The sequence below is a fragment of the Aurantimonas sp. NFXS3 genome (assembly GCF_049132005.1).
Classification (GTDB): domain Bacteria; phylum Pseudomonadota; class Alphaproteobacteria; order Rhizobiales; family Rhizobiaceae; genus Aurantimonas; species Aurantimonas coralicida.
Genome location: NZ_JAGDDZ010000006.1, coordinates 1 through 26,123, shown reverse-complemented (window position 1 = coordinate 26,123; position 26,123 = coordinate 1). Strand labels below are relative to the sequence as shown.

Sequence of the window (26,123 nt, the reverse complement as noted above, 5' to 3'; positions counted from 1 at the left end):
CGATGACGGACGGCCGCTCCGGCCGACCCCGCCCTTCGTGCCGCCGCATCTTTACTGCGCGGCGTCGGCCGGCGTCATCGGCTCGATCGGCGCCTGGGCCTCGCCGTTCAACGGCGCGTCGCCGGCGGTGCCGTAGAGCTCGTTCATGCCCTGGAAGGCGCTTTGGCGCAGATCGCGGACGATGCCGTTGCTCCAGACCTGCGCCGCCGCCATCATCTCGCGGGTAGCCGTCGGGCCCTGCGCCAGAAGCTTCTTGCCGGGCTCGGACTGGTAGAAATCGGCGATGGCGCGCAGCTCTTCCTCGGTGAACAGCTTGGCGTAGACGCGGGCGACCTCGTTCTCCAGCGCGGCCCGGCGCGACGCGAGCGCCAGCGCCCGGTCGTCGACCATGGCGGAAATCTTCTCTTCCATGTCGGGATTGTTCGGGATCAGCTCCGACTTGGTCTGCGTCGCCGCATTCATCAGGATATTGTCGAACTGGTCCGTCGCGTCGATGGCCTCGATCGTGTCGCGGGCCGCGGCGAGATGGGATTCGGTGTATTCCTGGGCGATGGCGTTGGCCGGCAGCACCAGAAGCAGCGCTGCGGCGGCTGCGATGCGGCCCTGGCGTGTCACTCGACTAAACATCATGAACGTCTGTCTCCGTTCGGTTCGCTCCGACGCTGGTCGGATGCGTTCGGCGCTTGAGTATTGGAACTGGCAGCATGCTGGCAAGGGGAAGCCGGTCGCAGGCACGGCGCGAGGCGCCCGCCATGCTCAGGCTTCGAGCGTTTCCAGCCCGTCGTCCCCGGCCAGGATCACGGTGTTCGCCATGCCAAGGAACAGCCCGTGCTCGACGACGCCAGGCACCGCGAACAATGCCTGCGAGAGGGCTTCTGGATCGCCAATGCGGCCAAAAGATGCGTCGAGAATCAGGTGGCCGTTGTCGGTGATGAAGGGCTCGTCGCCGCTGCGCCGCAGGATCATGTCGCCTTCCAGCCCGAGCCCGGCCGCCGCCTTGCGAATGGCCAGATAGGTGGCGATCATGCCGAAGCCGTTGATCTCGATCGGCAGCGGAAAGGCGCCCAGCGTCTCGACCTTCTTGGAGGCGTCGGCGATCACCAGGAAGCGCTCGGACGCGGCCGCGACGATCTTCTCGCGAAGAAGCGCGCCGCCCCCGCCCTTGATCAGCCGCAGCGAAGCGTCGACCTCGTCGGCGCCGTCGATGGTGAGATCGAGCTCGGGCACCGTCTCCAGCGTCTCGGTCGGCACGCCCAGCTCGGCGCACAGCGCCTCGGTGCGGTTCGAGGTCGTCACGCCGACGATCTTCATGCCGTCGCGGACCCGCTCGGCCAACACCCGCACGAAGGCTTCGGCGGTCGAGCCGGTGCCGATGCCGAGGCGCATGCCGTCCTCGACATGGGCCAGCGCGGCCTTGCCGGCCATGGTCTTCAGTGTCGCCGAATCCGTCATGGGCGTTCAATCCTCCGCTTGCGCCTTCGAAGCGTCTAGACGGTCCGGCCGGGACTGTCGATGTCACGCCCCGGGCCGCTGCCCGCCAGGCTTGACCTTGCGGACACGGATTGCGAAGCAAACGCCGATCCGCGGCGCCAGCGCCAGTTCCCGTCACCTGCAAGGACAGATCATGACCGGCATCGCCGTCTTCGACCTCGACGGCACGCTCGTCGACACCGCCCCCGATCTCGCCGCGAGCCTCAACCATTGCCTCGCCGCCGCGGGCATGGCGCCGATGCCGCTCGACGTCGTGCGCCCGCATGCCGGCCATGGCGCCAAGGTGATGCTGCGCGAGGCCTATCGCCGCGACGGCCGCGAGCTCGATGACGCCGAGATGCGCGATCAGGTGACGCGCTTCATCGCCTATTACCAGGACCATATCGCCGACGAGTCGCGGCTGTTTCCCGGCGTCCTCGAATCGATGGACCGGCTGGAAGCCGCCGGCATGCGGCTGGCGGTCTGCACCAACAAATACGAGCGGCTCGCCGGCCTGCTCCTGAATGCGCTGGCCGTCGCCGATCGCTTCGCCGCGATCTGCGGTGCCGATACCTTTGCCCGGCGCAAGCCCGACCCGCTGCATCTCCGCGAGACGATCGCGCTGGCCGGTGGGCGGTCCGACCTGTCGGTGATGGTCGGCGACACGGTGACCGACATCGACACTGCCGTCGCGGCGGGCGTGCCCTCGGTGCTGGTGGATTTCGGCTATGCGCCGGACGCGGCGGCAAGAGCCCGCGCCAGCGTCATCATCGAGGATTATGCCAGCCTCGATATCGGCCTCGTGGAACGGCTCGTCGCCAATGCGGGTGAGGCAACGCGAACGAAGCCGTGAATGGCGGTTGACGCGGGCCACGAAGCGGCACTATATCGCGGCGTCCCCGACGCGGCTCACCGCGCCGGCTGGGGCGCGTAGCTCAGCGGGAGAGCACCTCGTTCACACCGAGGGGGTCACAGGTTCAATCCCTGTCGCGCCCACCATCTATTTCCAAACAGATATCGACCCCGAAACCCGGCCATGCCTTCCGGCATCAGCCGCTGTAGATCTGCGGCTGCACGACCGGATGGCGGATCCGTCGCCGGTCAGCCCGGGCGCAGGGCGCGCAGGGCGTTGAGGATGACGGCGACGTCGATCACTTCCTGCAGGAGAGCCCCCTGCACGGGCGGCAGATAGCCCGCGGCGGCGGCGAGCATGCCGAGACCCGACAGTCCCAGCCCGACGACGACGCTCTGCAGCGCGATGCGGCGCGAGCGGCGGGCGATCGCCATGGCGTCCGCCAGCCCGTCCAGATCGTCGCGCAGGAGGATGATGTCGGCCGCTTCCGCCGAGGCGGCGGCGCCTTCGACACCCATCGCCACGCCGAGATCGGCCGCAACCAGCGCCGGCGCGTCGTTGACCCCGTCGCCGACCATCATCACCGAGCCGCCGGCCTTTTCGCGGCCGACCAATGCGATCTTGTCCTGCGGCACGAGGTCGGCGGCGACGGCGTCGAGGCCGAGGTCCCCCGTCACAGCCAGCGCGACATCGCGGCGATCCCCCGTGGCCAGGACGATCCGGCCGACACCGAGCGCCCGCAGCCGGGCCAGCGTCGCACCGACGCCGTCGCGCAGGCCGTCCTGCATCAGGATGAGACCGGCGAGCCGGCCCTCCACCACCAGCGCAACGATCAGCGCGCCGGCCGGCACCGCCGCATCGAGCGCCGCAAGCTCGTCCGGCGCCAAGGTCGACGCGACGTGATGGCGTCCGCCGACGCGCATGGCGCGGCCGTCGATCGCGCCTTCCACGCCTTCGCCGGCTACTTCGCGCCCGTCCTGCGGCATGACGAGGGCGAGGTCCCGGCGATGCGCCTCGGCGACCAGGGCCCGTGCGATCGCATGCTGCGACAGCTGGTCGAGGCTTGCGGCCAGACGCAGGATCTCCGCCTCGTCCCAACCCTTGGAAGCGACGATCCGGGTGACCGTGGCAACGCCATGGGTCAGCGTGCCGGTCTTGTCGACGACGAGCGTGTCGATCCGGCCGAGGGTTTCCAGCGCCCCGCCGCCCTTGACCAGGACGCCTCTTCCGGCCGCACGGGACATGCCGGCGACAATGGCGACCGGGACCGCCAGGATCAGCGGACAGGGTGTCGCCACGACAAGGACCGCGACGGCGCGCACCGCGTCGCCCGACAGCCACCACGCCCCGAGCGACAGGGCGATGGTCACCGCCATGAAGCCCAAAGCGTAGCGATCGGCGAGCCGGGCCATCGGCGCCTTGGCCCGCGCCGCCTCCTCCACCATGCGCACGATGCCGGCATAGGTGCTGCGCGCCGCCGATTCGCCCGCCACCAGATCGAAGGCGGCGCCGACATTGCTGGCGCCGCTCATCGCGGCCTCGCCGTCGCGGCGCGCGACCGGCAACGATTCTCCCGTCAGCGCCGACTGGTCGAGCAGCGCCGCGCCGGAGACGGTTCCGTCCACCGGCAGCACGTCGCCGAGATGGATCAGCAGCCGGTCGCCGGGCGCGATGGCGGCGATGGGCACGGTTTCCAGCGCGCCGTCGCGATAGCGCGTCGCATGTTTGGGCACGCGGTCGAGCAGCGCGGTCATCTCGCGCCCGGCACGGCCTTCGGCGAACGCCTCCAGCGCCTGGCCGCCGGCATACATCAGCGCCACCACCGCGGCCGCCAATGTCTCGCCGACCAGAAGCGCCGCAAGCATCGCCAGTGCCGCGACGATGTCGAGGCCGAAATTGCCCTGCCGCAGGCTGACGACGATCTCGCCGACGAGAATGACGAGGACCGGGATCACGCCGGCGGTCCACGCCTTGTCGGCGATGTCGGGTCGGCCGACACCCCAGGCGAGCAGGCCCACCGCCAGCCCCGTCAGCGCGCAGACGATCGCCCCGATCCGCGCCAGACGCCGGACCAGCGCCCCGTTCGGAGCGGCGGCCATACGCCCGTCCCTCGCCTCAGCCATGCGCGCGCTTCATTCCGTTCTTCCCTGCGATAAGACGATGCGTCGAACCACAGAACCACATGACATGCGAAAAACGTAATGTTTTTGCTCTGCGCGAACGGACGGGCGTCCGAAGGTCGCGGGATGTCTTACCGCCCTCGGCCCGCCACCTGCTCGGGAGCTGAAGCGGCACGACCTCGTTGCCACGTGCGAACGCCGCCGCAAATTGCGGCGGCGTTCGTCTGACGTCATTTACTTCCGCGCGGCCAGCCGGCGGGCAGATGCGCGCCGGGTCTCGTCGGTTCAGGCCGCGGCGGCGCGTTGGGTGCGGGCGCGCTCCTCCATCGTCCGGCGGATTGTGACGGCCTGGCTCTCGGTCGCCTCGACATCGTCCCAGCTCAGCATCTGCCCCTCGGCGACCGCGCGCTTCAGCGGCATGTTGTGCGCCAGGCCGATCGGCAGGCCGCCCATGGCCAGGGAATCCTCGGCACGGGCGATCCGACCCCAGACGGTGAAGCCGCCCTCGCCGTCGAGCACATCGCCCGGCTTCAGGGCCTTCTTGGCGACGGCCACGACATCGGAGACGAGCCCGTTGGTCCGGCCGGTCGGCTCACCGCGCAGCGCGGCGTTGGCGACACTGACGCCGAGCTCCAGCCCGATGAGATGGGACGGCCGGAACAGGGTCGCGTAGCGGCCGGAACTGTCGGTGACGACCTGATATTCGCGGAAGCAGCGGCGCACATAGTCGGCGCCGCGGCCGTCGTCTTCCATCGCCTCGAAGGTAATGTAGACGCCCCATCTCAGATCGCCGAAGACATGCCGGCCGTCACGCTCCAGACTGGAAATCACTTCCACCATGCCGGCCTGTTCGAGAATGCCGCCATGAGAACGCGGCTTCAGGATCTCGGCGAGGTCATGGGTGCCGACGGGGGGAAACAGCAGCCCGTCGCGCGGTGCCAGGAGTCCCGACGCGTTGGAGATCGCCGCCATTTCGAGCGCCGACTTGGTGCCGTCCAGAAACGAGTTGAACATCTGCGGGTTCATGCCGCCCTTCGCCGCCTCCTCGGGCGTCAGGCCGTAATGATCCCAGACCGTGTCCGGCGTCGAGGCGGCGTATTGCGGCAGGTACTTGGTGCCCTTGCCGGCGGCCACGACGCGGAAGCCGCAGGTGCGGGCCCAGTCGATCATCTCGCAGACCAGCGCCGGCTGGTCGCCATAGGCCATGGAATAGACCAGCCCGGCGCGGTCGAACTCCTCGACCAGATAGGCGCCGGCCAGAACGTCGGCCTCGACATTCACCATGACCATGTGGCGACCGTGCTCGGCCGCCAGCAAGGCGTGGCGGATGCCGGCCGCCGGATGGCCGGTCGCGTCGATCACCACGTCGAGGCTGTCGGCGCGGATCAGCGCCTCGCCATCCTCGGTGATGCAGGTCCGGCCCGAAGCGAGCGCATCCTCGAAGCTCGACGTCGTCGCCGCCTCGGCGTCCCAGCCGGTGTTGGTCAGCGCCGCCTTCGCGCGGTCGGCAGAGAGGTCGGCGATGCCATAGAGATGCATGCCGGGAATGTGCCGGACCTGCGACAGGAACATCGATCCGAACTTGCCCGCGCCGATCAGGCCGACGCGAATGGGCTTGCCGGCGGTCTGGCGTGCGAGAAGCTTTGTGTAGAGGTTCATGGCGAAGGGTCTCCCTAGAAAATGATGCTCAGACGGCCCGGACAGTTCTGCTGGATCGGTGATGCGGGATCCGGCGATGCCCATGCGGAGCGACCGCCGCCGATCGCCGGGCGCCGCGGTCTCCCGCCGGCGTCCCGGCGTCGGCGCACGTTCCGCATCGGCGCAGGGCCTCCCTCCCCGGCGTGATGCGTGTCTCCCCGATCGGCGGCGGGCCTTCGCCCGATCCGATCGCGCGCCCATCCTCTCGGACGCGCGATGGTCTGACGTCTGGAATACTGGCCGAAGATGAGACGAGGCAAACGACTTTCGCCGGCGGATTGATTAGAATATCTAAATCCGATGCCGATCCCGTTCCGCGCCATTCTCGCCTTTCACGCCACCGCCCGCGCCGGCAGCATGGTCGAGGCGAGCGACAGCATCGGCGTCACGCCGTCGGCGATCAGCCAGCAGATCCAGCTTCTGGAAGCCTATTTCGGCATGCGCCTGTTCTCGCGGACCGGCCGTGGCGTCATCCTGACGGAAGCGGGCGAACGCTACTTCGATCTGATCCGGCACGAGGTCGAGCGCGTCGCGAGCGTCACCGAACAGATGCGCGAGCGCCATTCCTACACGGTTCTGAACGTGCGCATCGCGCCGACCTTCGCCAACACCTGGGTGCTGCCGCGCCTGCCGGGCTTCATCACGGCGAACCCCGACATCGAACTGCATCTCGACGCCACGAACGAGCCGCCGGACTACAGCCGCGAGGCGATCGACCTGGAGATCCGCCATGGCTCGGGCGGCTGGCCGGGCCTTTACACCGAATGTCTGCGGGACGAGGAAATGTCGGTCCTGTGCGCGCCGGGCTGTGCGCCGGCAGGCTCGCTCGACGTCGCCGATCTGACGCGTTTCCGGCTGCTGCATTCGGTCAAGAACGTCGTGCAATGGTCGCACTGGTTCGACGTCCAGGGCGTGGCGCCGCCCAAGGGCCTGCAACGCGCCCTCTTCGACCGGGCGCACATGTCGATCGACATGGCGGTCGCCGGCGTCGGGCTGGCGCTGGAATCGGACCTGACCGCCCGGCGCGAGATCGCCGACGGCCGACTGGTTCGCCCCATGCGGCACGAAACGCGCGTGACGCAACGCTCGCTCTGGCTGGTCTGCCCCCACCAGCACCTCAATCGCCGCAAGGTACAACGCTTCGTCGACTGGCTGAAAGCAACCCTCGCCGAGTAAGGCTTGGGCGGCGTGATCAGGACGTTTCCAGTCAGGCCTCGAGCGTCCGTTCGACCGCTGTGGCAGCTCGCACGACGCTCGCCTCGTCGAAGGCCGCGCCGGCGATCTGGAAGCCGATCGGCAACCCGCGGGAGTCGGTCCCACAGGGCAGGCTGATCGCCGGCAGACCGAGCAGGTTCCAAGGATAGGTGAAGCGCCAAGAGGTCTCCAGCACGCTCTCGCGCCGGCCACCCAGCACCACCTCGCGCTGGCCGATCTCCCAGGCGGTGATCGGCATGGTCGGGCCGACCACCACGTCGACCCGATCAAACACCGTCTGGAACTTGCCGGCCAGGAGCCGGCGGTAGCGTTCCGCCTGGAGGTAGTCGGAGCCCGTTACCAGCCGACCCATCTCGACCAGCAGCCTGACGTCCTCGCTGTAGTCGTCGATGGCGCCGGAGGTCAGATGCGGGAGATGGTAGGCGGTCGAGGACGACAGTTCGATGGCGAAGATCGCGCCGAGGCCACAGGCGAGTTCCGGCACCTCGAATTCGACGATCTGTGCGCCGGCAGCGGCCAGGCGCTCGATCGTCGCCTCAACCGCGGCTGCGACTTCGCTGTCCAGAGCCTCGAAGAAATGGTTGCGGCAGACGCCGATGCGCAGCCCCTTGGGCGGCGCGGCCGCGAGCGACGCCAGATCGGTGGGCGGTTCGTTCGCCGATGCCGCATCGTCTGGATCGTGCCCCGACATCACGTCGACGAGCAGCGCCGCATCGGCGACGTTGCGGGTGAGCGGGCCGGCATGGTCCAGCGACCAGCTGTGCGGCACGATGCCGGAGCGGCCGATCCGGCCGAAGGTCGGCTTGAAGCCCACAGTCCCGCAGAGGCTGGCCGGGATGCGGATTGAGCCGCCGGTATCGGAGCCGGTCGCGGCAAGGCAGAACCCGGCGGCAACGGCAACCCCCGACCCGCCGCTCGATCCGCCTGGTACCCGCCCCTCGTCATGGGGGTTGCACGCCGGCGGGGTCTCCATGCCCCAGGCGAATTCGTGCATCCGCGTCTTGCCGATGAGGATCGCCCCGGCCTTGCGCAGCCGGGTGATGGCGGCGCCGTCCTCCTTCGGAAAGGCGATCTCGGCAGCCGTACCGGCCGTCGTCGGCATGTCGGCCGTCAGGTAATTGTCCTTGACCGCGATCGGGATGCCGTGGAGCGGGCCCGCCGCCCGACCGTCGCGCACGGCCAGTTCCGCTGACTTCGCCTGCTCCAGCGCGTCGCCGGCCAGATGGACGAAGGACTGGAGCGTGCCGTCGCGGATCGCGATCCGATCGAGGCAGGCCCCGACGAGAGCCACCGGTGACAACTTCGCGTCCCGAATTGCCCTTGCCACCTCGCCGATCGGCGCATCGAAGGCGGTGTCGATGTCCATCAGGCGTTCTCCCCGCGGCGCAGCGGCCGGAACACGATGGCCGGGTGGGTCTCGCCCAGATCGAGATGGCGCAGCGCGGCGATCTGTTCGGCGATCGCAGTGTAAGCCGTCCGGACTTCCGCCACCCGATCGGCGCGGATCAGCGTCTCGGAGTCCATCATGCGTTCGTCCTGCATCGGCTCTCTCCTCGTTCCGGTCACGGCTCGCGGCAGCCGCCGCCGCCCGGACGGTCCGGCGGCGATTTGAGCAGGAGGTCCATCACCTCCTGCGGGAAAGCGCTCGGCCGTTCGCGCCGCGGCATGCCGTCGACAAAGGGCACAAGCTGGAGCTTGGCGATCTCGAAGGTCTGGCGCAGCCGCGCCACCGGATCGGGATCCTCATCGACGCGCAGGTCGAGCCGCGGATAGGCTTCGCCGGCATAGACCAGCAACGCCGCCGACTGCTTGCCGCGCTTGTCGCCGCCGGCTGCCTGAGCAGCTTCGAGGCAGCGCATCAGTCGTTCGCCGAGCGGCTCGTCCGCCGTTTCCCGGAAGCTAACTTCCATGGCGACGATGACTTCGGGGCTGGTCAGCATGTTGCCCTGCGCGGCATAATCCGTGCCGGTGGCCGCGGCATGGGCAGGCGTGCAGGCGTCTCCGGTCCAGGACGCCGAGCCGCCGGCCACGTCGACGACGGCGACCTGCCTGAGATGGGCCTCCGGATCGGCCGCCATGGCCGCGGCAAGCGCCGTTTCGGCGCCGGCTCCCTCCCCAAGCGCATCGAGAATGGTCGAGGCGAGGTAGGGATTGACCCAGGACTGGGTCGTCACCGCACCGAGGCCGGGCCGGACATAGGGGCACATCGACCCAACGGCCGGCACGGCCGAAGCCACCGCGACGCCCAGTTCGCCGGTTCGCGCGCACCGCGCGACGATGGAGTAGGTGTTGGCTTCCATGGCAGTGAAGCAGCTCCCGTTTGGCTTGCCGCTAGATCCGCAGATGCTGTTCGAGCGTCGCGGCGGTGTCGGCGTGGGCCGCATCCCCCTGCTCGACGATCTCGCCGATCTTCAGGATCGCGTAGCGGTCGGCGACCGACAGGGCGAAGGGCAGGTTCTGCTCGACCAGGAGCACGGCGACGCCGTTCTTCTCCTTGGTCTGCCGCAGCACCTCGGCCATCTTGGTGACCATGGAGGGCTGCAAGCCTTCGGATATCTCGTCGATGAGCATGATCTTCGGCCGGGCGACGAGGCCGCGCGACAGAAGCAGCATCTTCTGTTCGCCGCCGCTCAGCGTACCGGCGCGCTGGCGAAAGCGCCGGGCGATCACCGGGAAGGCTGCTTCCACGTCGCCCATCCGCTCGGCGAGGAGCTTGTCGCTCTCGACGCCAAGGCGGAGATTCTCCTCCACGGTCAGGTCCTGGAAGATCGCGAATTCCTGCGGCGTATAGGCCACCGACTGGCGCGCGATCAGGTGCGGCGGACGGTTGGTGATCTCCTCCCCGCCAAGGCGGATGGTGCCACGCGACGCCCGCACATAGCCCATGATGGTCTTGAGCAGCGTCGACTTGCCCATGCCGTTCTTGCCGAGGATCACCAGGATCTCGCCGGGCGCGATGCCGAAGCTGACGTCGCGCACCACGGTTGCCGCGCCGTAGCCGCTGCTGACATTCTCGACGGCAAGCCAGTTCTCGCGGGGCGTGAGGTTCTGTGCTGCGCTCATACGGCGGTCTCCAGATTGTGGCCGGCATAGACCGCCTTGACGAGATCGGACGAGACGACCTCCTCGACGCTGCCGTCCATCAGGAGCTTGCCCTGGTGGAGGACGACGATCCGGTTGGAGATTTCCCGGACGAAGTCGAGATCGTGCTCGATCAGGAAGACGCAGAGCCCGTATTCCTCGACGAGGCGGGTCAGGACGTGGCCGATGGCTGTGCGCTCGGACTTGGTCAGTCCGGCGGTCGGCTCGTCGAGCAGCAGGACGCGCGGCTCGGTGGCCAGCACCATGGCGAGTTCCAGACCACGCTTCATGCCGTGGGACAGATAGCGGGTCTCAAGGCCCAGCTGCTGGTCGAGCCCGGTTGCCCGCAGGATCTCCAGCGCCGGCTCCGGCAGCGTCACCGTCTGCCGCCGTACGAAGGCAGAGGCGCCGTCGATGCGGTAGCGGGCCAGCTGCAGGCAGTCACCCACCGTCAGGCTGTCGAACAGGCTGGTATTCTGGAAGCTGCGACCGACGCCGAGCCCGACGATCTTCTGGGGCGAGCGGCGACCGATCTCGGTGCCAGCGACGGTCACCTCGCCGCTGGTGCGCTCGGTGCCGTTGCTGATGCAGCGCATCAGCGTCGTCTTGCCGGCGCCGTTCGGGCCGACGATGCTCAGAAGCTGCCCTTCTCGCGCTTCCACCTCGATGCCGTCGAGGACGGTGAGGCTGCCATAGCGGCAGGTCAGGGCCGCGATGCGGATCGGCGCAACGGACGTTGCCGTGGGCCGTACGCCGGTTCCTTCGGCCGCAACCAGACGCACGCTGGTGGCGTGATGGCCCTCGCCTTCGGGGTTGGAGCGCGCGCGATACCGGCGCCAGGCACCGGTGACCAGCGAGGCGAAGCCGTTCGGCAGGAGGATGATCACCAGCACGAAGACGACGCCGACGATGAACTTCCACAGGAACGGCAGGCTGCCGGACAGATAGGAGGAGGTCACGTCGATGCCGATGGCGCCGAGGATCGGGCCGAGCAGCGTGCCGCGTCCGCCGAGCGCCACCCAGATCAGCGATTCCGTGCCGAGCAGGAAGCCGCCGAGTTCGGGCGCCACGACGTTGGTGAAGGCGGCATAGCCGAAGCCGGCGACCGCGCCGATCGCGCCGCAGGCGACGAACAGGCCGATCTTGATGCGCGAGACCGGGATGCCGAGATAGGCGCAGCGGTCCTCGTTCTCGCGGATCGCCACGAGGATGCGGCCGTAGTCGGAGCGCACGAAGAGCCAAGCGACGGTGGCGACCGACACGAGCAGGATGCCGGCGATCACAAACCAGGTGTCGATCGACCAGTAATAGGTCGGGAAGCCCGACAGGCCGCTGCTCGAGCCGGTGAACCGGCCACCCGCGAAGATGATCTGGACGAGCACGATCGGCAGCGCCAGCGTCATGATCGAGGAGTAGAGCGGCGAGGCCCCGTGATAGAAGGACAGGAGGCCCACCAGCCAGGCGGTGACCGCCGCGGCGACGATGCCGATGACCAGCGCCAGGGCGAACCAGCCCGGACCGAAGCCCCAGTGGGTGGCGACCAGCGCACAGGCATAGGCGCCAATGCCGAAGAAGGCCGACTGGCCGAAGGTCAGGACGCCGGTATAGCCCCAGACGAGATCCACCGTCAGCGCCAGCACGCCGAGGAAGAGCGCCCGGATCAGGACGTTGGTCATGTAGGTGTCGAGATAGAGCGGTGCGGTCGCCACGATGACAAGTGCGACTGCGGCCCCGGCGAGCGTCGTCCAGATCTGGCGGGACGAGCGCTGCGACGCGTTCGAGATGTTGTCAGCCACGGGACAGTCCTTGGGGTTTGATACGCAGGATGACTGCGGCGAGGACGACAATGGTGATACCGCCGAGGATCGGGCTTACGAAGGTGCTGACCAGCACCTGGGCGCCGCCGAGGAACAGCGAGGCGAGCGCCAGCCCGGGGATCGCGACCCCGGAGACCAGCACCAGCATGAAGGAATTGACCAGCCAGGGCAGGCCCATGTTCGGGTCGACCGAGAGCAGCGGCGTGATCAGCGCGCCGGCGGCGCAGGCCAGCGCGGCGCCGAGGCCGAAGGTCATGGCGCGCACCCGGACGCTGTCGATGCCGAGGCCGCGGGCCAGGTTCTCGTTCATGATCACCGCCCGGGCGTGAAGGCCGAAGCGGGTCAGATAAAGAAGAGCCGTCAGAAGCCCGCCGATGATCACGGCGACGGCGACGAGGATCAGCCGCCAGGACGAATAGGTCGTGGCGAAGATGTCGGTCGTGCCGGAGATCGGGCTGGCGGCGAACTGCACTTCACGGCCGAAGATGAAGACGATGACCTGCGCGATGACGATGCCCAGCCCCCAGGTGGCGAGGATCGCGTCGAGCGGGCGCGAGTAGAGCGGTCGCACGATCAGGCGCTCCACCACGACGCCGAGCAGGAAGCCAACGATGGCGGCGGCGGGAATGGTCAGCCACGGGCTGAAGCCGGCATCGGTCACCACATGCGCGGCGTAGCCGCCGACGGTCAGGAAGGCGCCGTGGGCGAAATTGATCAGTTTCATCACGCCGAGGATGATCATCAGCCCGGCGGCCACGATGAACAGCATCGACGAGGTCGTCAGAATATCGAGAAAAAGCGTCGCCATCCGGTCTCCAGCGGCCTGTGCCTGTCGGGTGGAGATGGCCGGCGAACATCGTCCGCCGGCCATCCCTCATCGTGTCTGTCGTCGGCTCAGAGGTTCGGGCACTGCTCGCCGGGATCGACATTGTCGAAGGTCTTGATGACCTCGACGCCGCCGGCATCGGTGACCTGGCCGAGATACATGGTCAGCGGCGTGTGATGCTGCTTATTCATCTGGATCGCGCCACGCGGGCCGGTGAAGGAGACCTCCGGCAATGCGTCGACGATTGCCTGGGGCTCGACCGAGCCGGCCTTCTCGGCGGCGGCCTTGTAGAGATAGATCGCCTCGTACTGCGGCACGGACAGATCGTTCGGGGTCTTCAGCTCGCTGCCGAACTTCTTCTCCATCGCGGCGAGGAAGGTCTTGTTCTCCTCGCTGCCGATGCCGGTCAGATAGGACTGGGAGATGTAGATGCCGGCCGCGTCGGCGCCCATGTTCTTGGCGGTACCCTCGTCGACGGCGAGGTTGCCATAGGGGATCGAGACGCCGGAATTGCGCAGCTGCTTGGTCAGCGTGACGTTCGGCGCGCCGCCGGCCGTCGAGGTGATCAGCGCATCGGGATTGCTCGACTTCAGATCGCTGATGATCGCGGTCCAGTCGGAGCCGTCCATCGGCAGATACTGCTCGCCGAGCACCTCACCACCTCGCTCGGTGATGTAGTCGCGGGTGAATTCCAGCATGCCGCGGCCGAAATTGTAGTCGCTGCCGATCAGGTAGAAGGTCTTGGCGCTGAGGTTGTCGACGAAGTGGTCGACGATCGGCTTGACCTGCTGCTCGGGCACCCAGGCATCGACGAACATCCAGGGGCTGCAGGACCGGCCCTCGTAGAAGGATGTGTAGATGAACGGCTTGCCGGCGCGGTTGACGATCGGCAGGCCGGCATTGCGGGCAGCGCTCGTCTCCATCGAGATCAGCACGTCGACGTCGTCCTGGAAGACCAGCGAGTCGAAAGCGCGCTGGGCGCCCTGGGCGCCGCTGCCGTCATCGGCCACGACCAGTTCGACCTGCCGGCCGAGAATGCCGCCTGCCGCGTTGATCTCCTCGACGGCGAGCTCGCTGGACTGGACGACGGAGGGCGCCACGACGCTGTTGGCGCCGCTGAGGCCGACGGGAATGCCGATCTGGATCGGCTCCTGCGCCGAGGCGCTGCAGGCCATGGCTCCCAGAAGCGCGACGCTTCCGGCTAGACTCTTGATGTTCATGACGTGTTTCCCTGTTTGAGAGGCCTGTTTCAGTACCAGCCGGGCCGAACCGCCGTGCCCAGCATTTCCCCGTAAAGATCCGTCCGGCGATCGCGCATCACCTGGTTGAAGTCGTTCCAGTTGCGCTTCCTGCGGGACTGGGAGAGGTCGCAGATGGCGGTCACCAGTTCCGGCTCGCGCGCACTTGCGGGGCCGGCGACCGGCCAGCCATTGTGGTCGACGATGAGGCTCTGGCCGATGAAGGGCTGTCCACGCTCGGTGCCGACCCGGTCGCAGGCGGCAACCACCATGGAATTGCTGTGCGCGGCGCCCATGCACAGGACGTTCGCCATGGCTGGCATGCCGCCCGGCTGCTCGGCCATCGGCACCCAGTTGGTCGGCACGCAGACAATGTCGGCGCCCTGCAGCGCCAGAATGCGCCAGGCCTCGGGGAACCAGCCATCGTAGCAGATCAGCACACCGATCCGGCCGAATGGCGTGTGAAAGACAGGGAAGCCTAGATCGCCGCGCTCGAAATACAGCGCTTCGTCGGCCCACAGATGGTTCTTGCGATAGGTGCCGATGACGCCGTCGGGGCCGATGACGATCGCGCTGTTGTAGAGCTTGACGCCCTCGCGCTCCAGGAAGCCGGCAACGATGTAGAGGCCGCGCTCGGCTGCCAGCGCCGCCCAACGAGCGATGGAGCCGCCGGTCGCCACATCCTCGGACAGCGCATAGGCCTCTTCACGGCTTTCCAGGACGTAGCCGGAATTGCACAGCTCCGGCAGCACGATCAGCCGGGAGCCGGAATCGGCGGCCTCACCGATCAGCTTCAGGCTGGTCTCGACATTGCGCTCGATCTCACCGATGCGCGGCTCGAACTGCGCACATGAGATCTGGATGCCTGCCGCCTGCGCCATGAACCTTCGCCCTCACCTTCGCGTTTGTGCCAACCCGCACCGGCCCTTGCCGACATGCCATCAAAGAGCGGCGCGCCAAGGGCTGCGATGCGGAAAGCCTACCCGATCCGGGTGCGCGTTCAAGTGACTTGAACGGATTTCTGTAAGAATTTTGGGCGCGCACAATACGCAGGCAGCCTGCCGAATACGCGGGCAGAACCGGCCAGGGCGGCAGCGCCGTGGGCGCCGCGCACTACCGGCGAATGGCGTGCTCAGAAAGTAGGCGGCGTGTTGACCCAGAGCACCCGGGCGACCGTGTCGCCGTCATTGCGATATTCGTGCGGACGCTCGGAGCGGAAGGCGAACGAGTCGCCCGGCGCGAGCACATGGGTGACGCCCTCGACGGTCAGGGTGAAGGTGCCCTCGAGCACGAAGCCGATTTCCTCGCCGACATGCGAGAAGGCGCCGTCGGTCGAACCGCCGGGATTGACGATGTGGATGTTGGCCTCGAGGACATTCTGGGGCGCGGCAGGCGGCAGCCGCTCCAGCATGATACCGGCGCCCCGGCGGGACTGGCCGACGCCGATGACCTGCCGCTCGCCGGCCCGGTGGACGATCGCCGCGTCCTCGTCCTGTGGCTCGAACAGGAAGGCAATGTTGATTCCCAGCGCATCCACGAGCTTGCGCAGCATCGTCAGGGTGGGCTTGACCTTGCCCGTCTCGACCTTGGACAGCATGCTTTCCGAACAGCCCACCGTCGCAGCAAGCTGCTTCAGCGAGAGATTGTGCAGGTTGCGCATGTGCCGGAGCTTGCGGCCGACATCCTGCGGCACCGAGTTACGCATCTGTTGCATCCGGCAAACAACCTCAACTTGGCGGACGGATCGCTCCAGCTACAACCGAACCCATCCATGGCTCGGGCCAGATAACCGCAAGTGGCATGCAACCGGAACCCCTCGTCGCCCTGCAAAGTGCGATGCGAGGATCGCTGCCGCGTGGCTCGACGCTCGGGGCGATGACGGTCATCTTTCTCGGACCGTCCGAAGTGTTGCAGGATACCGCAATCCTTTGCCGGGACAGGCGCGTGCGCAGCGCGAGTGACCTTGCGAACCGGATAAGGGCCCACTGTAGGTCCACGCGACGCGCGCTGTGGCACATGCCGCAGCACTTGACGGCGAGATGCCCGCGTGGCGCGATCGAGCCCCATCAAATGCGAGGTTCTCGATGAAGATGGTCGCCGTCGCTTGCTTGGCTACGCTCGGCTTCGCAACGAGCACGCAGGCGCAGCTCCTCAGCCCCCTGCGAATTGTGCAATGGAGAACGCCGGTCAGCCCTTTTCAGCCGGACAGCGTCGGGTCGCTTCTTCGTCTGATGAGTCGGGGGGAAGCGTACGCACCGCCCTTGCCGCGCTACCTGGAGTTCCGCAACGACCTGGTTCGCATCACGACGGCATCGGGATCCGCATGGCATCTCATACCACTCAGCCCAGAGCCTTCTCATTGCGGCGGAGCCTGGTGCGGGATGGTGGATCAAGATGCGCGATAAGGCGTCGACGCCGCATTAAACCGCGCCCCGCGGGCGGAATACGTGCATGCCATCTGCCGCAAAGCTCACAGGAACTGATGGTCCCGCCGCCTATCGACATGGAATGTACGGAGGCACCTTGGGGAAAAAGCCATCGGCCCCTTTGGCCTTCACAGAATGCTCCTCGCGTACCAAGGCCATAGCGCCGTAGCCACGATTGCCGCACCCACACCAATCGAAGTGCTTCTCGCACAGCCCTCCGCGGCGAAATCCGTCTTCCACGATGGCTCGCAATGGTCGTCGGCGCGACAGAGCCCGGTGCGACGCCATCACACCAGCCTATGGCATTCAGCCAAATGCCTCGAACGGAGGCGATATGTGCAGATTCTGCACGGCCAGTGCCAAAAATACGCTCATTTTCCTCAGCGTCACTAGGATATATTTCTCAATTAACCAGACCTTACCGCAAAAGTGAGCGGACATTGACGCAAGACGTTGCGCCCTGTTTAAATCTGCATAGTCGTTTCGGGATCTAATCCTGCATGCTCCCGCGCAAAAATAGTTGAGGTTTCGATGCTTAGAACGATCTTAGGTGGCATCTGGCTGGTTTGCGCATTGCTTTTCTTCATAATGGTTCAGCAACCTGTGAGCGTAGAGGCGCAATGGCTGATTGCGACTACTGCTCTGGCCGTAGCTACTGGCATATATATACTTCGTCTGAGCGGCACATGGAAATATATATTCCTGGGCGCCGTCAGCCTTGTCGTCCTGCGTTACGCGTACTGGCGCACCACATCGACCTTGCCCTCCGCGGACGATCTCACCAACTTCATCCCGGCCATCATCCTCTATGGCGCCGAGATGTATTGTCTGCTGATGCTGGCGATGAGCCTCTTCGTGTCTGCCGATCCGCTCGAACGCCCGCAGGCGCCGCAATATCCGGACGACGAGTTGCCCAGTGTCGACGTGTTTGTGCCCTCCTACAACGAGAGCTCCGACATCCTGTCGCTCACCTTGGCGGCTGCGAAATCCCTCGATTACCCGCAGGACAAGTTGCGCGTGTATCTGCTGGACGACGGCGGCACGGACGAGAAGCGACTGTCGTCGGATCACAAGACCGCGCTCGCGGCGCAGACGCGTCACGAAGAACTGCAGTATCTGTGCCGTGATCTCGGCGTCGGCTATCTGACCCGGCCCGCCAACGTTCACGCCAAAGCCGGCAATCTCAACAACGGACTGGCGCATTCGTCCGGTGCGCTGGTGGTCGTGTTCGATGCCGACCACGCACCTGCCCGGGAGTTCCTGCGCGAGACCGTCGGGTTCTTCAAGCGCGATCCCAGGCTGTTTCTCGTCCAGACGCCGCACTTCTTCTCCAATCCCGACCCGCTGGAGAAGAACCTGTCGACCTTCCGAACGATGCCGTCGGAGAACGAGATGTTCTACGGCACGATCCAGAAGGGCCTGGACAAGTGGAACGCCGCGTTCTTCTGCGGTTCGGCTGCGGTGCTGCGCCGCTCGGCTCTCGATCAGGTTGGCGGCTTCTCCGGCGTGTCCATCACCGAGGATTGCGAGACGGCGCTCGATCTCCACTCGCGCGGTTGGAACAGCCTGTATGTCGACCGGCCGATGGTCTCCGGGCTGCAGCCGGAGACCCTTGTCAGTTTCATCGGCCAGCGGTCGCGCTGGTGCCGGGGCATGATCCAGATCCTGCTGCTGAAGAACCCGGCATTCCGGTCCGGCCTGACCTTGGCGCAGCGCATCTGCTACATGTCCAGCGGCATGTTCTGGTTCTTTCCGTTCGTGCGCCTCGTCTTCCTGGCCTCGCCGCTGCTCTTCATCCTGTTCGACATGAAGATCTTCGACGCCTCGGTGGACGAGTTCGTCGCCTACTCCCTCACCTACCTCTTCGCCGGCGAACTGCTGCGCAACTATCTTTACGGCCGCGTGCGCTGGCCCTGGGTGTCGGATCTCTACGAATACATCCAGTCGGTCTATCTGGTGCGCGCCATCATGAGCGTGCTGATCAACCCGCGGCGCCCCACCTTCAACGTCACGGCGAAGGGACTGACGATGGACCGGGACCGCCTTTCGGACCTGTCCTGGCCCTACTTCGTGATCTTCGGCGCGCTGCTGCTCACCATGGGTGTTGCGATCTATCGCTATCAGACCGAGCCGGAAATCGGCGGCATGCTGCTGGTCGTCGGAACCTGGAACCTCATGAACCTGGTCGTCGCAGGCGCGGCGCTTGGGGTCGTTACCGAGCGGATGGAACGCCGGCAGGCGCCGCGGATGCCCAGTGCCCGCAAGGGCGAACTGGTCGTCGCGGGAGCAACGGTTCCGGTGGTGATCGAAGACGTATCGCTGGGCGGCGCCAAGGTCGCGGTGCTCGGCAGGCTCCCCGAAGCGATCGATCGCGAGGATGCGCGGCTCCTTGTCTGGACCCAGGACGGCACCCGCGAACTGGGCTCGCTGCCGGTGACCGTGAAAAGCTTCGGCGGTGGCGAGGACGGTCTGGGCCTGGGACTGCGGTTCCGCGCCGGCGTCACGCACTACCCGCTGATCGCCAACCTGATGCTGGCCGATCTCGGTCCGGTCCGTGCAGCCCGTCTGGCCCGGCGCAACCGCCGCGGCATCCTCGGGGGAAGCTTCGCCTTCATCGGCTGGAGTCTCGCCTACCCGCTGGGCGCGTTCCACCATCTCATCTTCGATCGCGATGCGAAGCAGCCGGCGTTGGAGGCGGACACCGCACCGGCCGCGGCGGCAGCCCGGCCGAACTCAGCCAACGCCTGAAGGTATCACCATCATGATTTTCTCCAGGACCCTCCTGTCGACCACCATGCTTGCGGTCGCCAGCCTCGCCCCGCTCGCGGCATCCGCCCAGCCTGCCAACCCTTTCGCGGCACCGGCGCCCACCATCCCGGTCCCGCCCGCGGCGGTAACGGCTCCTGCCAGTCCAGGCGCATCCGCGACGCTGCGCAGGTTCAACGCAGGTTCGGCCGAACTGGCCTTCGCCGGCGAGCGCGTGGAACGGGCCTACCCGTTCTACGTCACGGCAGCGGAAACCGCCCAGGCGGCACAACTCGTCCTGTCCTATCAGAGCGCCGTCTCGATCATGCCCGAGACATCGCGAATGGCCGTCTTCATCAACGATCTGCCCGTCGGAGAAACACAGCTCGGTCGCAGCGGTGAATTGTCGGTCGCCATCCCGGCGGGCGTCCTGCAGCCCGGCTATAACGGTATCCGCATCCTGGTCGACCAGCACCATCGCGTGGACTGCTCGATCGAGGGAACCTACGAATTATGGACCCGGATTGCCCCGTCGCTCAGCGGCCTCGACTTCGGCACCCCCTATGTAGAGCTCTCCTCGCTCGCCGATCTGCCGGCCATCGCCCGTACCGGGACGGACCGGATGGCGATCAATCTCGTGCAGAGTGCCGGCCGGACGGCCGATCTCGACCGCGCGATGAGCGTCCTTCAGGCTACCGTACTCCTGGCTGGCATCGATCGTCCCGCCGTGACCGTTTCCCGCAGCGCCGGGAGCGGCCCTGGCCTCGACATCATCATCGGCACACCGCCGGGTGGCGTGCGGCCGGCCTCGACGCGTCCGGCCGTTCAGGTCGCCCCGGACGTATCCCTGATCGCTCCCGAGGCGGGCGGCAGGGCGACCCTGCTCGTCGGCTCGCAGATCACCGGTGACATCGACAGGACGATCGCCGCGCTCGTCGAGGAGGCACGGTCGAACGCTCCGATGGGAACGGCAGCGGGCCTGAGGTCGCTGTCCATTCCCCAGGGCCAGACTGTCTCGTCCAAGACATCCATCCCCCTTGTCGACCTGGGGCTCGATACGCGGGAATTCGCCGGCCGGGCCTACCGCTCCGAAATTGCCTTCGACCTGCCCAGCGACTTCTACGCTGCAGACTACGACGCGGCACACATCACACTCGATGCCGCCTATGCTGCGGGCTTGTCGGAGGACGCCACGCTCATCGTCCGGGCAAACGGTCGGCAGGTGTCCTCGCTGCCCCTGAGTTCGACCAGACAGGGACGCATCGAACAGCAGACGTTGAAGGTGCCGTTGAGCGCACTCCGACCGGGGCACAATCGCGTCACCTTCGAGGCGACGCTCCTGAGCGGCAGCGACGAAACCTGCGAACCCATCGCATCGATCAGTGACATGCCAGCCCGCTTCGTGATCGGCCCAGGCTCCGCCCTGCATCTGCCGCGCGTCGCGCAGATGGGTCACCTGCCTGATATGGCGGCCATGTCGGCAGGACGGAGCGTAGGCGGCGACGAGAGCGAGACGCTGACGATCTACTCCACCGGCCTGAATGCGCCGGGCTTGGACGCGGCGGCAACTCTTCTGGCGCAGATCGCCGCCTCGTCCGGAAGCGTCCAGCCGGTGAAGGTCTCGCGCGACGTACCGATGGTCGCCTCGGGTGATCTCCTGGCCGTCGGCACCTATGCCGATCTCCCGCCTGCTCTACTGGATCAGGTCGGGCTGGCTGTCCCGTCGAGGCTCGGAGCGGAGGCAGAGACGGACGACACGCAGGCGTCGCTGTCGCAGGAGGAAACGGGCGGAGCGGGGCTCGGCAACATCCGGATCGCCTCCTTGGCGGATGCCTTCGCTGCCCCCACCGACATCGCGTCCCGCATCGAGGAACTCGGCGGCTGGGTCGGTGGTCTCGTCAGTGCGCAGGCATCAAACTTTCTCGGTCTGGGCGAGAACGACGCCTTCACCAACGGCGGTGGTCACGTTCCGGAACCAGCCAGCAGGCTGGTCATGGCGCAGGCCGCCACGCCCGGAAATCGCCCCTATGCCTGGACGGTCGTCGCTGCAGCGGATGCCGCTACACTGACGGCCGGCGTCCAGACAATGGCTGCGGCAGCAAACTGGGCGCAGCTCGGCGGCGCCGTCACGGTCCTTCACGATGACGGCCAGGTGGTCTCCCACGACGCCAGCGAGGAGCGCCTCTACGAGACGCAACCGCGATCCTTCGGCAACCTGCGGCTGGTCTTCGCCGGCTGGCTGTCTCGCCATCTGCAGGCATATGTGCTGACGCTGATCTTTCTGGCGCTGATGCTCGGCATCTCAACGCGCCTGTTCCTGTCGCAGGTCGGAAACCGCGACCGATGAGATCGATCCTCACACTCTGTGCCCTGGCGTCGCTGTTACCCGCCGTGACCTATCCTCCGGCCGCGCACGCCAATCCCGTCACGGCCACAACTGCCGCCCCCGAGGTCCTGCCGGCCGACTATATCGTCGGGTCGTGGCAGCTCTATCGTAGCCTCTTCATGTCCGCCGAAGGGCGGATCATCGACCGTGAAAACGGTTCGATCAGCCACAGCGAAGGCCAGGGCTACGGCATGCTGATCGCCGTTGCCGCAGGCGATCGCCAGAGCTTCGATGCCCTGTGGGACTGGACCGAACGCGAACTGATGGTGCGGGACGATAATCTGGCGGCGTGGAAATGGGATCCGGCCGCCTCGCCCCACGTCACCGATCCCAACAACGCCACGGACGGGGACATCCTGATCGCCTGGGCGCTACTGCGGGCCTGGAAGCTCTGGGGCGTCAGGGATCATCTGCGCGAGGCCCGCGCCATCGTGGGCGACGTGGTGGAGCTTGCCACGACCAATAGTCGCTACGGCACGGTTCTGCTGCCTGGTGTCCAGGGGTTCACCGTCGAGGACAGCGCCGACGGGCCGGTCGTCAACATGTCTTACTGGGTGTTTCCCGCAATCGCGGAGCTCGGAGAGACAATGCCCGAATTCAAGGCGCTGAACCTCGCAGCGAGCGGCTTCGCGCTGCTGCATGCGATCGACGCCACACCTGAGAAGATCCCGTCCGACTGGACGGGGATCGGCGGTGAGGTTCCGCATCCGGCCACCGCCTTCCCTCCGACCTTTGGCTACAACGCCGTCCGTATCCCGCTCTACGTCGCCTGGCAGACGAACGCCGAACCGCAACTGCTCGAAAGCCTTCAGCGAGCCTGGGGCGACGAAGGCCGCAGCGGTCTGGCAGTGCTCGACGTAACCACCGGGACGCCGATCGAGCCAATGGTGTCGCCCGGTTACGACGCAATCCTCGACGTCATCGCGTGCAGCCTTGGCCAGAGCAATTCGGCGCGTCGCGCAAAAGCGTTCGAGCCGTCAACCTATTATGCCAGCACGCTCCACATTCTCAGCCTGATGGCCCTCTCAGAAAGGTATTCCGAATGCTTCTGACGAGATCCCGCGGACTTGCGTCCGTCGCCTTTCTCACCGCCATGCTGGTCGCTCCCGTGTCGGCCGAATCCGATTCTGCGACTCCCGGGAGCCTGTCGTTCGGACTGTCTACGGGGGCCACCACACCAGGCGCATCCGCTCCCGATGCGAATGCAGCGCCTCCCGTATCGAGCCGCAGTGGCGACATCCTGCGAACCTTCTATCCGCAGATTGACGCCGGTGCGGTGGCCCCTGCTCCAGCCGGCCTCGCGCCGACCGGCGTCGGACAGACCGGCGGCACGGCTGCTGCCAATCCGTTCGCCATCCCTGCCCCGGTCACGGCGCCGGCAGCCGTGGCCGTCGCCCCAAATCCATTCGTCGTGCCCCCGGCAGCGACCACTGGCGCCCCCACCGATGCGACGCATCGGAACCGTCCGGCTTTCTCCATCGACGGAGGCATCGACACCCAGACCGGATCGGGCGAGAGGAGCGGGATCGACGAGAGTGCGCTGCGCTACTATGCGGAGCAGCGCAATCTCGAGCGGGTCGGCGCCGAAATCCGACGCTTGAAGACGCTGTATCCGGCCTGGACCCCTCCCGCCGATTTGTTCGCTCCCAAGAGCGATGTCGACGAACAGCCGCTCTGGGACCTGTTCGCGGCCGGCCGCTTCGCTGAGGTGCGTAGCAGGATCGCGACCTACCAGGCGCAGCATCCGACCTATCGACCGTCGGCGGATCTGGCGACCAAGCTCGACGATGCCGATGCCCGCCAACGGATCAAGGCGTCTTTCGAGGCCGGTGACTGGTCATCGTCGCTCGCTGCCGCCCGGGAGCGTCCGTCGCTTCTGGTCTGTGCGGAAATGGATGTCCTGTGGCAGGTCGGGGAAGCCTTCGCCCGATCCGGCGATCTGGCTCGTGCCTTCGATCTCTACGGCTACGTTCTGACCACATGCGACAATCCCGGCGAACGCCTCGCCACGATGCAGAAGGCGGCCTTGCTGTTGCCGCAGAAGGGCGTTGATGCCTTGATCACCTTCGGCAGAACCTTGACGAACGGATCGCGCGAGTTCGACGGCATTCGCTTCCAGAAGCTGCGTGCCGAGATCGGCGAAGAGATCGCCGCCGGACAGAAACGCTCGCGCGTGTCCGCGAACGACCTTCAGGCCTACGAGCGTTTCGCCAAGGCGACCCTCTCGGCCGAGGATGCCAGCCTCCTGGGCTGGTATCATTACAATCTCCAGCGGTTTGACATGGCGAAGGAGTGGTTCAGCCTCGCCTCCGACATCGAGCCCAACCCGAAGCATCTGGAGGGCTATGTCCTCTCGCTGCGCAATCTGGACGAACTCGATACGGCCGAAGATCTGGCTTATCGCGAGTACGAGGACTCGCCCGAACTGGCGAAGATCTATGTCGAGCTGGTGGCCGACAGGATGAACGATCCGGCGGTCGCGGCGGATCTGTCCGTTGCCGATCTCGGTCGTTTCCAGACCGTGGTCGAGGATACACGTTCGGCCCTCGGCGCCCAGACGCTGGGCTGGCACCTTCTGGAAGACGACAAGATCGACGAGGCCGGAACCTGGTTCGAGAAGTCGGTGGATTGGGACGTCACCGAAGAGGGCGTTCTCGGCCTCGCGGTCGTGGCCAGCCGGACCAAGAACAACGCCGGCCTGAAGCAGATCAAGGCCCGTTACGGCGACGAATTTGCCACGCTCGCCGAGATCGAGGAATACGCCCCACCCGCCCGCGTCGTGTCGTACCGGCCGGGCAGGTCGGCTGCATCGCCGTCGCGTGGAACGCGGCGGGCACGGTCTGGCGGCGGCGGCGACAAGCTGATGCGGCAGGCCAACCAACAGTTCCAGGCTGGCGACTACAATGGCGCCCTGGCGACCCTCAACAAGCGAGAGGCACGAAGCGGCAAGTCCTACGGCGCCGAAGTCCTGAAGGGCTGGGTCAACATCAAGCTCCGGCGCTGGGACGAGGCCGACCGCATCTTCCGGAACCAGGACAAGAAGCGCTCCACACGGGACACCCGCTTCGGCATCGGTGCGGTTGCGAACTCGAAATACGGGATGTGGCCGGAGAACCAGAACAACTGCAAGGTCCGGTTCAAATGCTAGATCGTTCCCAGGACCGATCGTTTCCTAGCGCAATGAGCTGGTGCCACTCGTTCCAGACCCAGACGGTATCTAGCAGAAGCCAGACTGCGGCGCTCTACGCCGAGTAGCCACCGGGTTGCTGCTCGATAGGCGTCAAGCCGCCACTCGCTGATGGACTGCGAGACGCAGTTAATAGGATTGATGAATTCGGGCGCTGGCGAAGACGTCAGCGACCTCATTCGACACGCGATGCGTGTCTCGAGGCCCCGTGTGCAGGACGAGCGCATCGAGGGCTTGACGAGTGCTGCACCTGAGATCTGTTTCGGGCAGATCGCTTCGAACAGGTAAGCCGAGGCATTGCGGGGGATCTCTGGGAGCCGTGAGCTGCTCTTGTTTTGCCAGTGGCGAGTGATGGGACCCTAGGCCCACCCTAATTTCGTCCTGGAACCCGAGTTCAATGGGCTTGCCGACGGCTCGCTCTTCCAGCAATCTTTGCCATCGCAGTGATGCGAACTATCTGTAAAAGCGTCGTGTTCAAGCTCATTCTGGTCGGCCCCCACCGGGTGGTCCAGGGTAAATCTTAGTTCATGAGCGGCCTTTGCGCCAAGGCTGGCGTGACCGGCGAAGCTGGTCCGGGCGGCGAAGCCGGCCATTGCAGGACGTGCGGTGTCGGCGGGCGGTAGCCCAATGACGAGTGCGGACGCGCCGTGTTGTAGTGGCGGCGCCAGCTTTCGATCACGACCTTCGCCTCGGCCAGCGAGTAGAAGATCTCGCCGTTGAGGAGTTCGTCCCGCAGTCGGCGTTGAAGCTTCCACAGTAGCCGTTCTCCCATGGGCTGCCCGGCTCGATGAACGCGGTGTTGGCACCCACGGCGACGATCCACTCCCGCACTGCCTTGGCAATAAATTCCGGCCCATTGTCCGAGCGTATATGGTCGGGCACGCCGCGCAGGATGAACAGGTCGGTCAAGGCGTCGACGACGCTGGTCGAGTTTAGCTTGCGATCGATCCGGATCGCCAGGCATTCCCGGGTGAACTCGTCGATGATGTTCAGCATGCGGAACTTGCGCCCATCGTGGGTTCGGCTCTCGACGAAGTCGTAGGACCAGACATGGTCGCGAT

The 26,123-nt window shown here is 66.4% G+C and carries 21 protein-coding genes and 1 tRNA gene; 7 read left to right on the top strand and 15 right to left on the bottom strand.

Annotated features, from left to right (window positions below):
• Window positions 1-51: 51 nt before the first annotated feature.
• Window positions 52-630 (bottom strand): DUF2059 domain-containing protein, encoded by a 579-nt coding sequence (locus J3367_RS16410; protein WP_024351065.1) that lies wholly within the window; start codon window positions 628-630, stop codon window positions 52-54.
• Window positions 631-756: 126 nt separating this feature from the next.
• Entirely contained in the window at window positions 757-1,452 is a 696-nt protein-coding gene (gene rpiA / locus J3367_RS16405; protein ID WP_228240918.1) for a ribose-5-phosphate isomerase RpiA, read from the bottom strand.
• A gap of 172 nt (window positions 1,453-1,624) precedes the next feature.
• On the opposite strand from rpiA, the gene J3367_RS16400 reads away from it, so the two are divergent.
• On the top strand, window positions 1,625-2,323 hold the full coding sequence (locus J3367_RS16400; RefSeq protein WP_421461765.1) for an HAD-IA family hydrolase: 699 nt from the start codon (window positions 1,625-1,627) through the stop codon (window positions 2,321-2,323).
• Between the two features lie 71 nt (window positions 2,324-2,394).
• A tRNA-Val gene (locus J3367_RS16395) sits at window positions 2,395-2,469 on the top strand.
• Between the two features lie 102 nt (window positions 2,470-2,571).
• On the opposite strand, the gene J3367_RS16390 is transcribed toward J3367_RS16395, so the two are convergent.
• Window positions 2,572-4,422 (bottom strand): heavy metal translocating P-type ATPase, encoded by a 1,851-nt coding sequence (locus J3367_RS16390; RefSeq protein WP_421461763.1) that lies wholly within the window; start codon window positions 4,420-4,422, stop codon window positions 2,572-2,574.
• Window positions 4,423-4,728: 306 nt separating this feature from the next.
• The gene (locus J3367_RS16385) at window positions 4,729-6,102 is read right to left on the bottom strand and encodes an NAD(P)H-dependent oxidoreductase (RefSeq protein WP_187391696.1); all 1,374 of its coding nucleotides are present in this window, start codon (window positions 6,100-6,102) and stop codon (window positions 4,729-4,731) included.
• 339 nt (window positions 6,103-6,441) lie between these two features.
• Here J3367_RS16385 and J3367_RS16380 point away from each other — a divergent pair, with 339 nt between their 5' ends.
• Window positions 6,442-7,317, top strand: a complete 876-nt coding sequence (locus J3367_RS16380; protein ID WP_421461761.1) for a LysR substrate-binding domain-containing protein — start codon at window positions 6,442-6,444, stop codon at window positions 7,315-7,317.
• 31 nt (window positions 7,318-7,348) lie between these two features.
• On the opposite strand, the gene J3367_RS16375 is transcribed toward J3367_RS16380, so the two are convergent.
• The 9 genes from J3367_RS16375 to J3367_RS16335 form a co-directional block, all read right to left on the bottom strand.
• Window positions 7,349-8,722, bottom strand: coding sequence for an amidase (locus tag J3367_RS16375; RefSeq protein WP_421461759.1), 1,374 nt, complete (start codon window positions 8,720-8,722; stop codon window positions 7,349-7,351).
• Window positions 8,722-8,898: a hypothetical protein gene (locus J3367_RS16370; protein ID WP_187391693.1), complete on the bottom strand. Its 177-nt coding sequence runs from the start codon at window positions 8,896-8,898 to the stop codon at window positions 8,722-8,724. Before J3367_RS16370 ends, J3367_RS16375 begins: the two co-directional genes overlap by 1 nt.
• Before the next feature lie 20 nt (window positions 8,899-8,918).
• Window positions 8,919-9,656, bottom strand: coding sequence for a DUF1028 domain-containing protein (locus J3367_RS16365; RefSeq protein WP_421461757.1), 738 nt, complete (start codon window positions 9,654-9,656; stop codon window positions 8,919-8,921).
• Window positions 9,657-9,687: 31 nt separating this feature from the next.
• Window positions 9,688-10,419 (bottom strand): ABC transporter ATP-binding protein, encoded by a 732-nt coding sequence (locus J3367_RS16360; RefSeq protein WP_421461755.1) that lies wholly within the window; start codon window positions 10,417-10,419, stop codon window positions 9,688-9,690.
• Complete coding sequence (locus J3367_RS16355; protein WP_421461753.1) at window positions 10,416-12,233, bottom strand: ABC transporter permease subunit; 1,818 nt, start codon at window positions 12,231-12,233, stop codon at window positions 10,416-10,418. Before J3367_RS16355 ends, J3367_RS16360 begins: the two co-directional genes overlap by 4 nt.
• A complete protein-coding gene (locus tag J3367_RS16350) occupies window positions 12,226-13,062 on the bottom strand; it encodes a branched-chain amino acid ABC transporter permease (RefSeq protein ID WP_421461751.1) in 837 nt (278 codons plus the stop codon). Before J3367_RS16350 ends, J3367_RS16355 begins: the two co-directional genes overlap by 8 nt.
• An 86-nt stretch (window positions 13,063-13,148) precedes the next feature.
• Entirely contained in the window at window positions 13,149-14,300 is a 1,152-nt protein-coding gene (locus J3367_RS16345; protein WP_421461749.1) for a substrate-binding protein, read from the bottom strand.
• A gap of 29 nt (window positions 14,301-14,329) precedes the next feature.
• Entirely contained in the window at window positions 14,330-15,199 is an 870-nt protein-coding gene (locus tag J3367_RS16340) for a nitrilase family protein (protein WP_421461747.1), read from the bottom strand.
• 251 nt (window positions 15,200-15,450) lie between these two features.
• Window positions 15,451-16,023: a cupin domain-containing protein gene (locus J3367_RS16335; protein WP_421461745.1), complete on the bottom strand. Its 573-nt coding sequence runs from the start codon at window positions 16,021-16,023 to the stop codon at window positions 15,451-15,453.
• 1,252 nt (window positions 16,024-17,275) lie between these two features.
• On the opposite strand from J3367_RS16335, the gene bcsA reads away from it, so the two are divergent.
• Genes bcsA through J3367_RS16315 form a run of 4 tightly spaced genes read left to right on the top strand, consistent with a single transcriptional unit; the run spans window position 17,276 to window position 25,023 of the window.
• Window positions 17,276-19,492, top strand: a complete 2,217-nt coding sequence (bcsA, locus tag J3367_RS16330) for a UDP-forming cellulose synthase catalytic subunit (RefSeq protein ID WP_421461743.1) — start codon at window positions 17,276-17,278, stop codon at window positions 19,490-19,492.
• Between the two features lie 46 nt (window positions 19,493-19,538).
• Window positions 19,539-21,836, top strand: coding sequence for a cellulose biosynthesis cyclic di-GMP-binding regulatory protein BcsB (locus tag J3367_RS16325; RefSeq protein ID WP_421461741.1), 2,298 nt, complete (start codon window positions 19,539-19,541; stop codon window positions 21,834-21,836).
• Window positions 21,833-22,927 carry a glycosyl hydrolase family 8 gene (locus J3367_RS16320; protein WP_421461739.1) on the top strand — a complete coding sequence of 365 codons (1,095 nt, stop codon included), beginning with the start codon at window positions 21,833-21,835 and terminating at the stop codon, window positions 22,925-22,927. Before J3367_RS16325 ends, J3367_RS16320 begins: the two co-directional genes overlap by 4 nt.
• Entirely contained in the window at window positions 22,918-25,023 is a 2,106-nt protein-coding gene (locus J3367_RS16315) for a hypothetical protein (protein ID WP_421461907.1), read from the top strand. Before J3367_RS16320 ends, J3367_RS16315 begins: the two co-directional genes overlap by 10 nt.
• 559 nt (window positions 25,024-25,582) lie before the next feature.
• On the opposite strand, the gene J3367_RS16310 is transcribed toward J3367_RS16315, so the two are convergent.
• Both J3367_RS16310 and J3367_RS16305 read right to left on the bottom strand, forming a co-directional pair.
• On the bottom strand, window positions 25,583-25,834 hold the full coding sequence (locus J3367_RS16310) for an integrase core domain-containing protein (protein WP_421461737.1): 252 nt from the start codon (window positions 25,832-25,834) through the stop codon (window positions 25,583-25,585).
• On the bottom strand, window positions 25,738-26,123 hold a 386-nt coding region (locus J3367_RS16305; RefSeq protein ID WP_421461735.1), incomplete at its 5' end, for a DDE-type integrase/transposase/recombinase. The genes J3367_RS16310 and J3367_RS16305, both read right to left, overlap by 97 nt.

Bases quoted from the DNA above. Each gene is read 5' to 3' on its own strand.
- J3367_RS16410 (WP_024351065.1), bottom strand. From the start codon at position 630: ATGATGTTTAGTCGAGTGACACGCCAGGGCCGCATCGCAGCCGCCGCA.
- rpiA (WP_228240918.1), bottom strand. From the start codon at position 1,452: ATGACGGATTCGGCGACACTGAAGACCATGGCCGGCAAGGCCGCGCTG.
- J3367_RS16400 (WP_421461765.1), top strand. From the start codon at position 1,625: ATGACCGGCATCGCCGTCTTCGACCTCGACGGCACGCTCGTCGACACC.
- J3367_RS16390 (WP_421461763.1), bottom strand. From the start codon at position 4,422: ATGGCCGCCGCTCCGAACGGGGCGCTGGTCCGGCGTCTGGCGCGGATC.
- J3367_RS16385 (WP_187391696.1), bottom strand. From the start codon at position 6,102: ATGAACCTCTACACAAAGCTTCTCGCACGCCAGACCGCCGGCAAGCCC.
- J3367_RS16380 (WP_421461761.1), top strand. From the start codon at position 6,442: ATGCCGATCCCGTTCCGCGCCATTCTCGCCTTTCACGCCACCGCCCGC.
- J3367_RS16375 (WP_421461759.1), bottom strand. From the start codon at position 8,722: ATGGACATCGACACCGCCTTCGATGCGCCGATCGGCGAGGTGGCAAGG.
- J3367_RS16370 (WP_187391693.1), bottom strand. From the start codon at position 8,898: ATGCAGGACGAACGCATGATGGACTCCGAGACGCTGATCCGCGCCGAT.
- J3367_RS16365 (WP_421461757.1), bottom strand. From the start codon at position 9,656: ATGGAAGCCAACACCTACTCCATCGTCGCGCGGTGCGCGCGAACCGGC.
- J3367_RS16360 (WP_421461755.1), bottom strand. From the start codon at position 10,419: ATGAGCGCAGCACAGAACCTCACGCCCCGCGAGAACTGGCTTGCCGTC.
- J3367_RS16350 (WP_421461751.1), bottom strand. From the start codon at position 13,062: ATGGCGACGCTTTTTCTCGATATTCTGACGACCTCGTCGATGCTGTTC.
- J3367_RS16345 (WP_421461749.1), bottom strand. From the start codon at position 14,300: ATGAACATCAAGAGTCTAGCCGGAAGCGTCGCGCTTCTGGGAGCCATG.
- J3367_RS16340 (WP_421461747.1), bottom strand. From the start codon at position 15,199: ATGGCGCAGGCGGCAGGCATCCAGATCTCATGTGCGCAGTTCGAGCCG.
- J3367_RS16335 (WP_421461745.1), bottom strand. From the start codon at position 16,023: ATGCGTAACTCGGTGCCGCAGGATGTCGGCCGCAAGCTCCGGCACATG.
- bcsA (WP_421461743.1), top strand. From the start codon at position 17,276: ATGCTTAGAACGATCTTAGGTGGCATCTGGCTGGTTTGCGCATTGCTT.
- J3367_RS16325 (WP_421461741.1), top strand. From the start codon at position 19,539: ATGCTTGCGGTCGCCAGCCTCGCCCCGCTCGCGGCATCCGCCCAGCCT.
- J3367_RS16320 (WP_421461739.1), top strand. From the start codon at position 21,833: ATGAGATCGATCCTCACACTCTGTGCCCTGGCGTCGCTGTTACCCGCC.
- J3367_RS16315 (WP_421461907.1), top strand. From the start codon at position 22,918: ATGCTTCTGACGAGATCCCGCGGACTTGCGTCCGTCGCCTTTCTCACC.
- J3367_RS16310 (WP_421461737.1), bottom strand. From the start codon at position 25,834: ATGGGAGAACGGCTACTGTGGAAGCTTCAACGCCGACTGCGGGACGAA.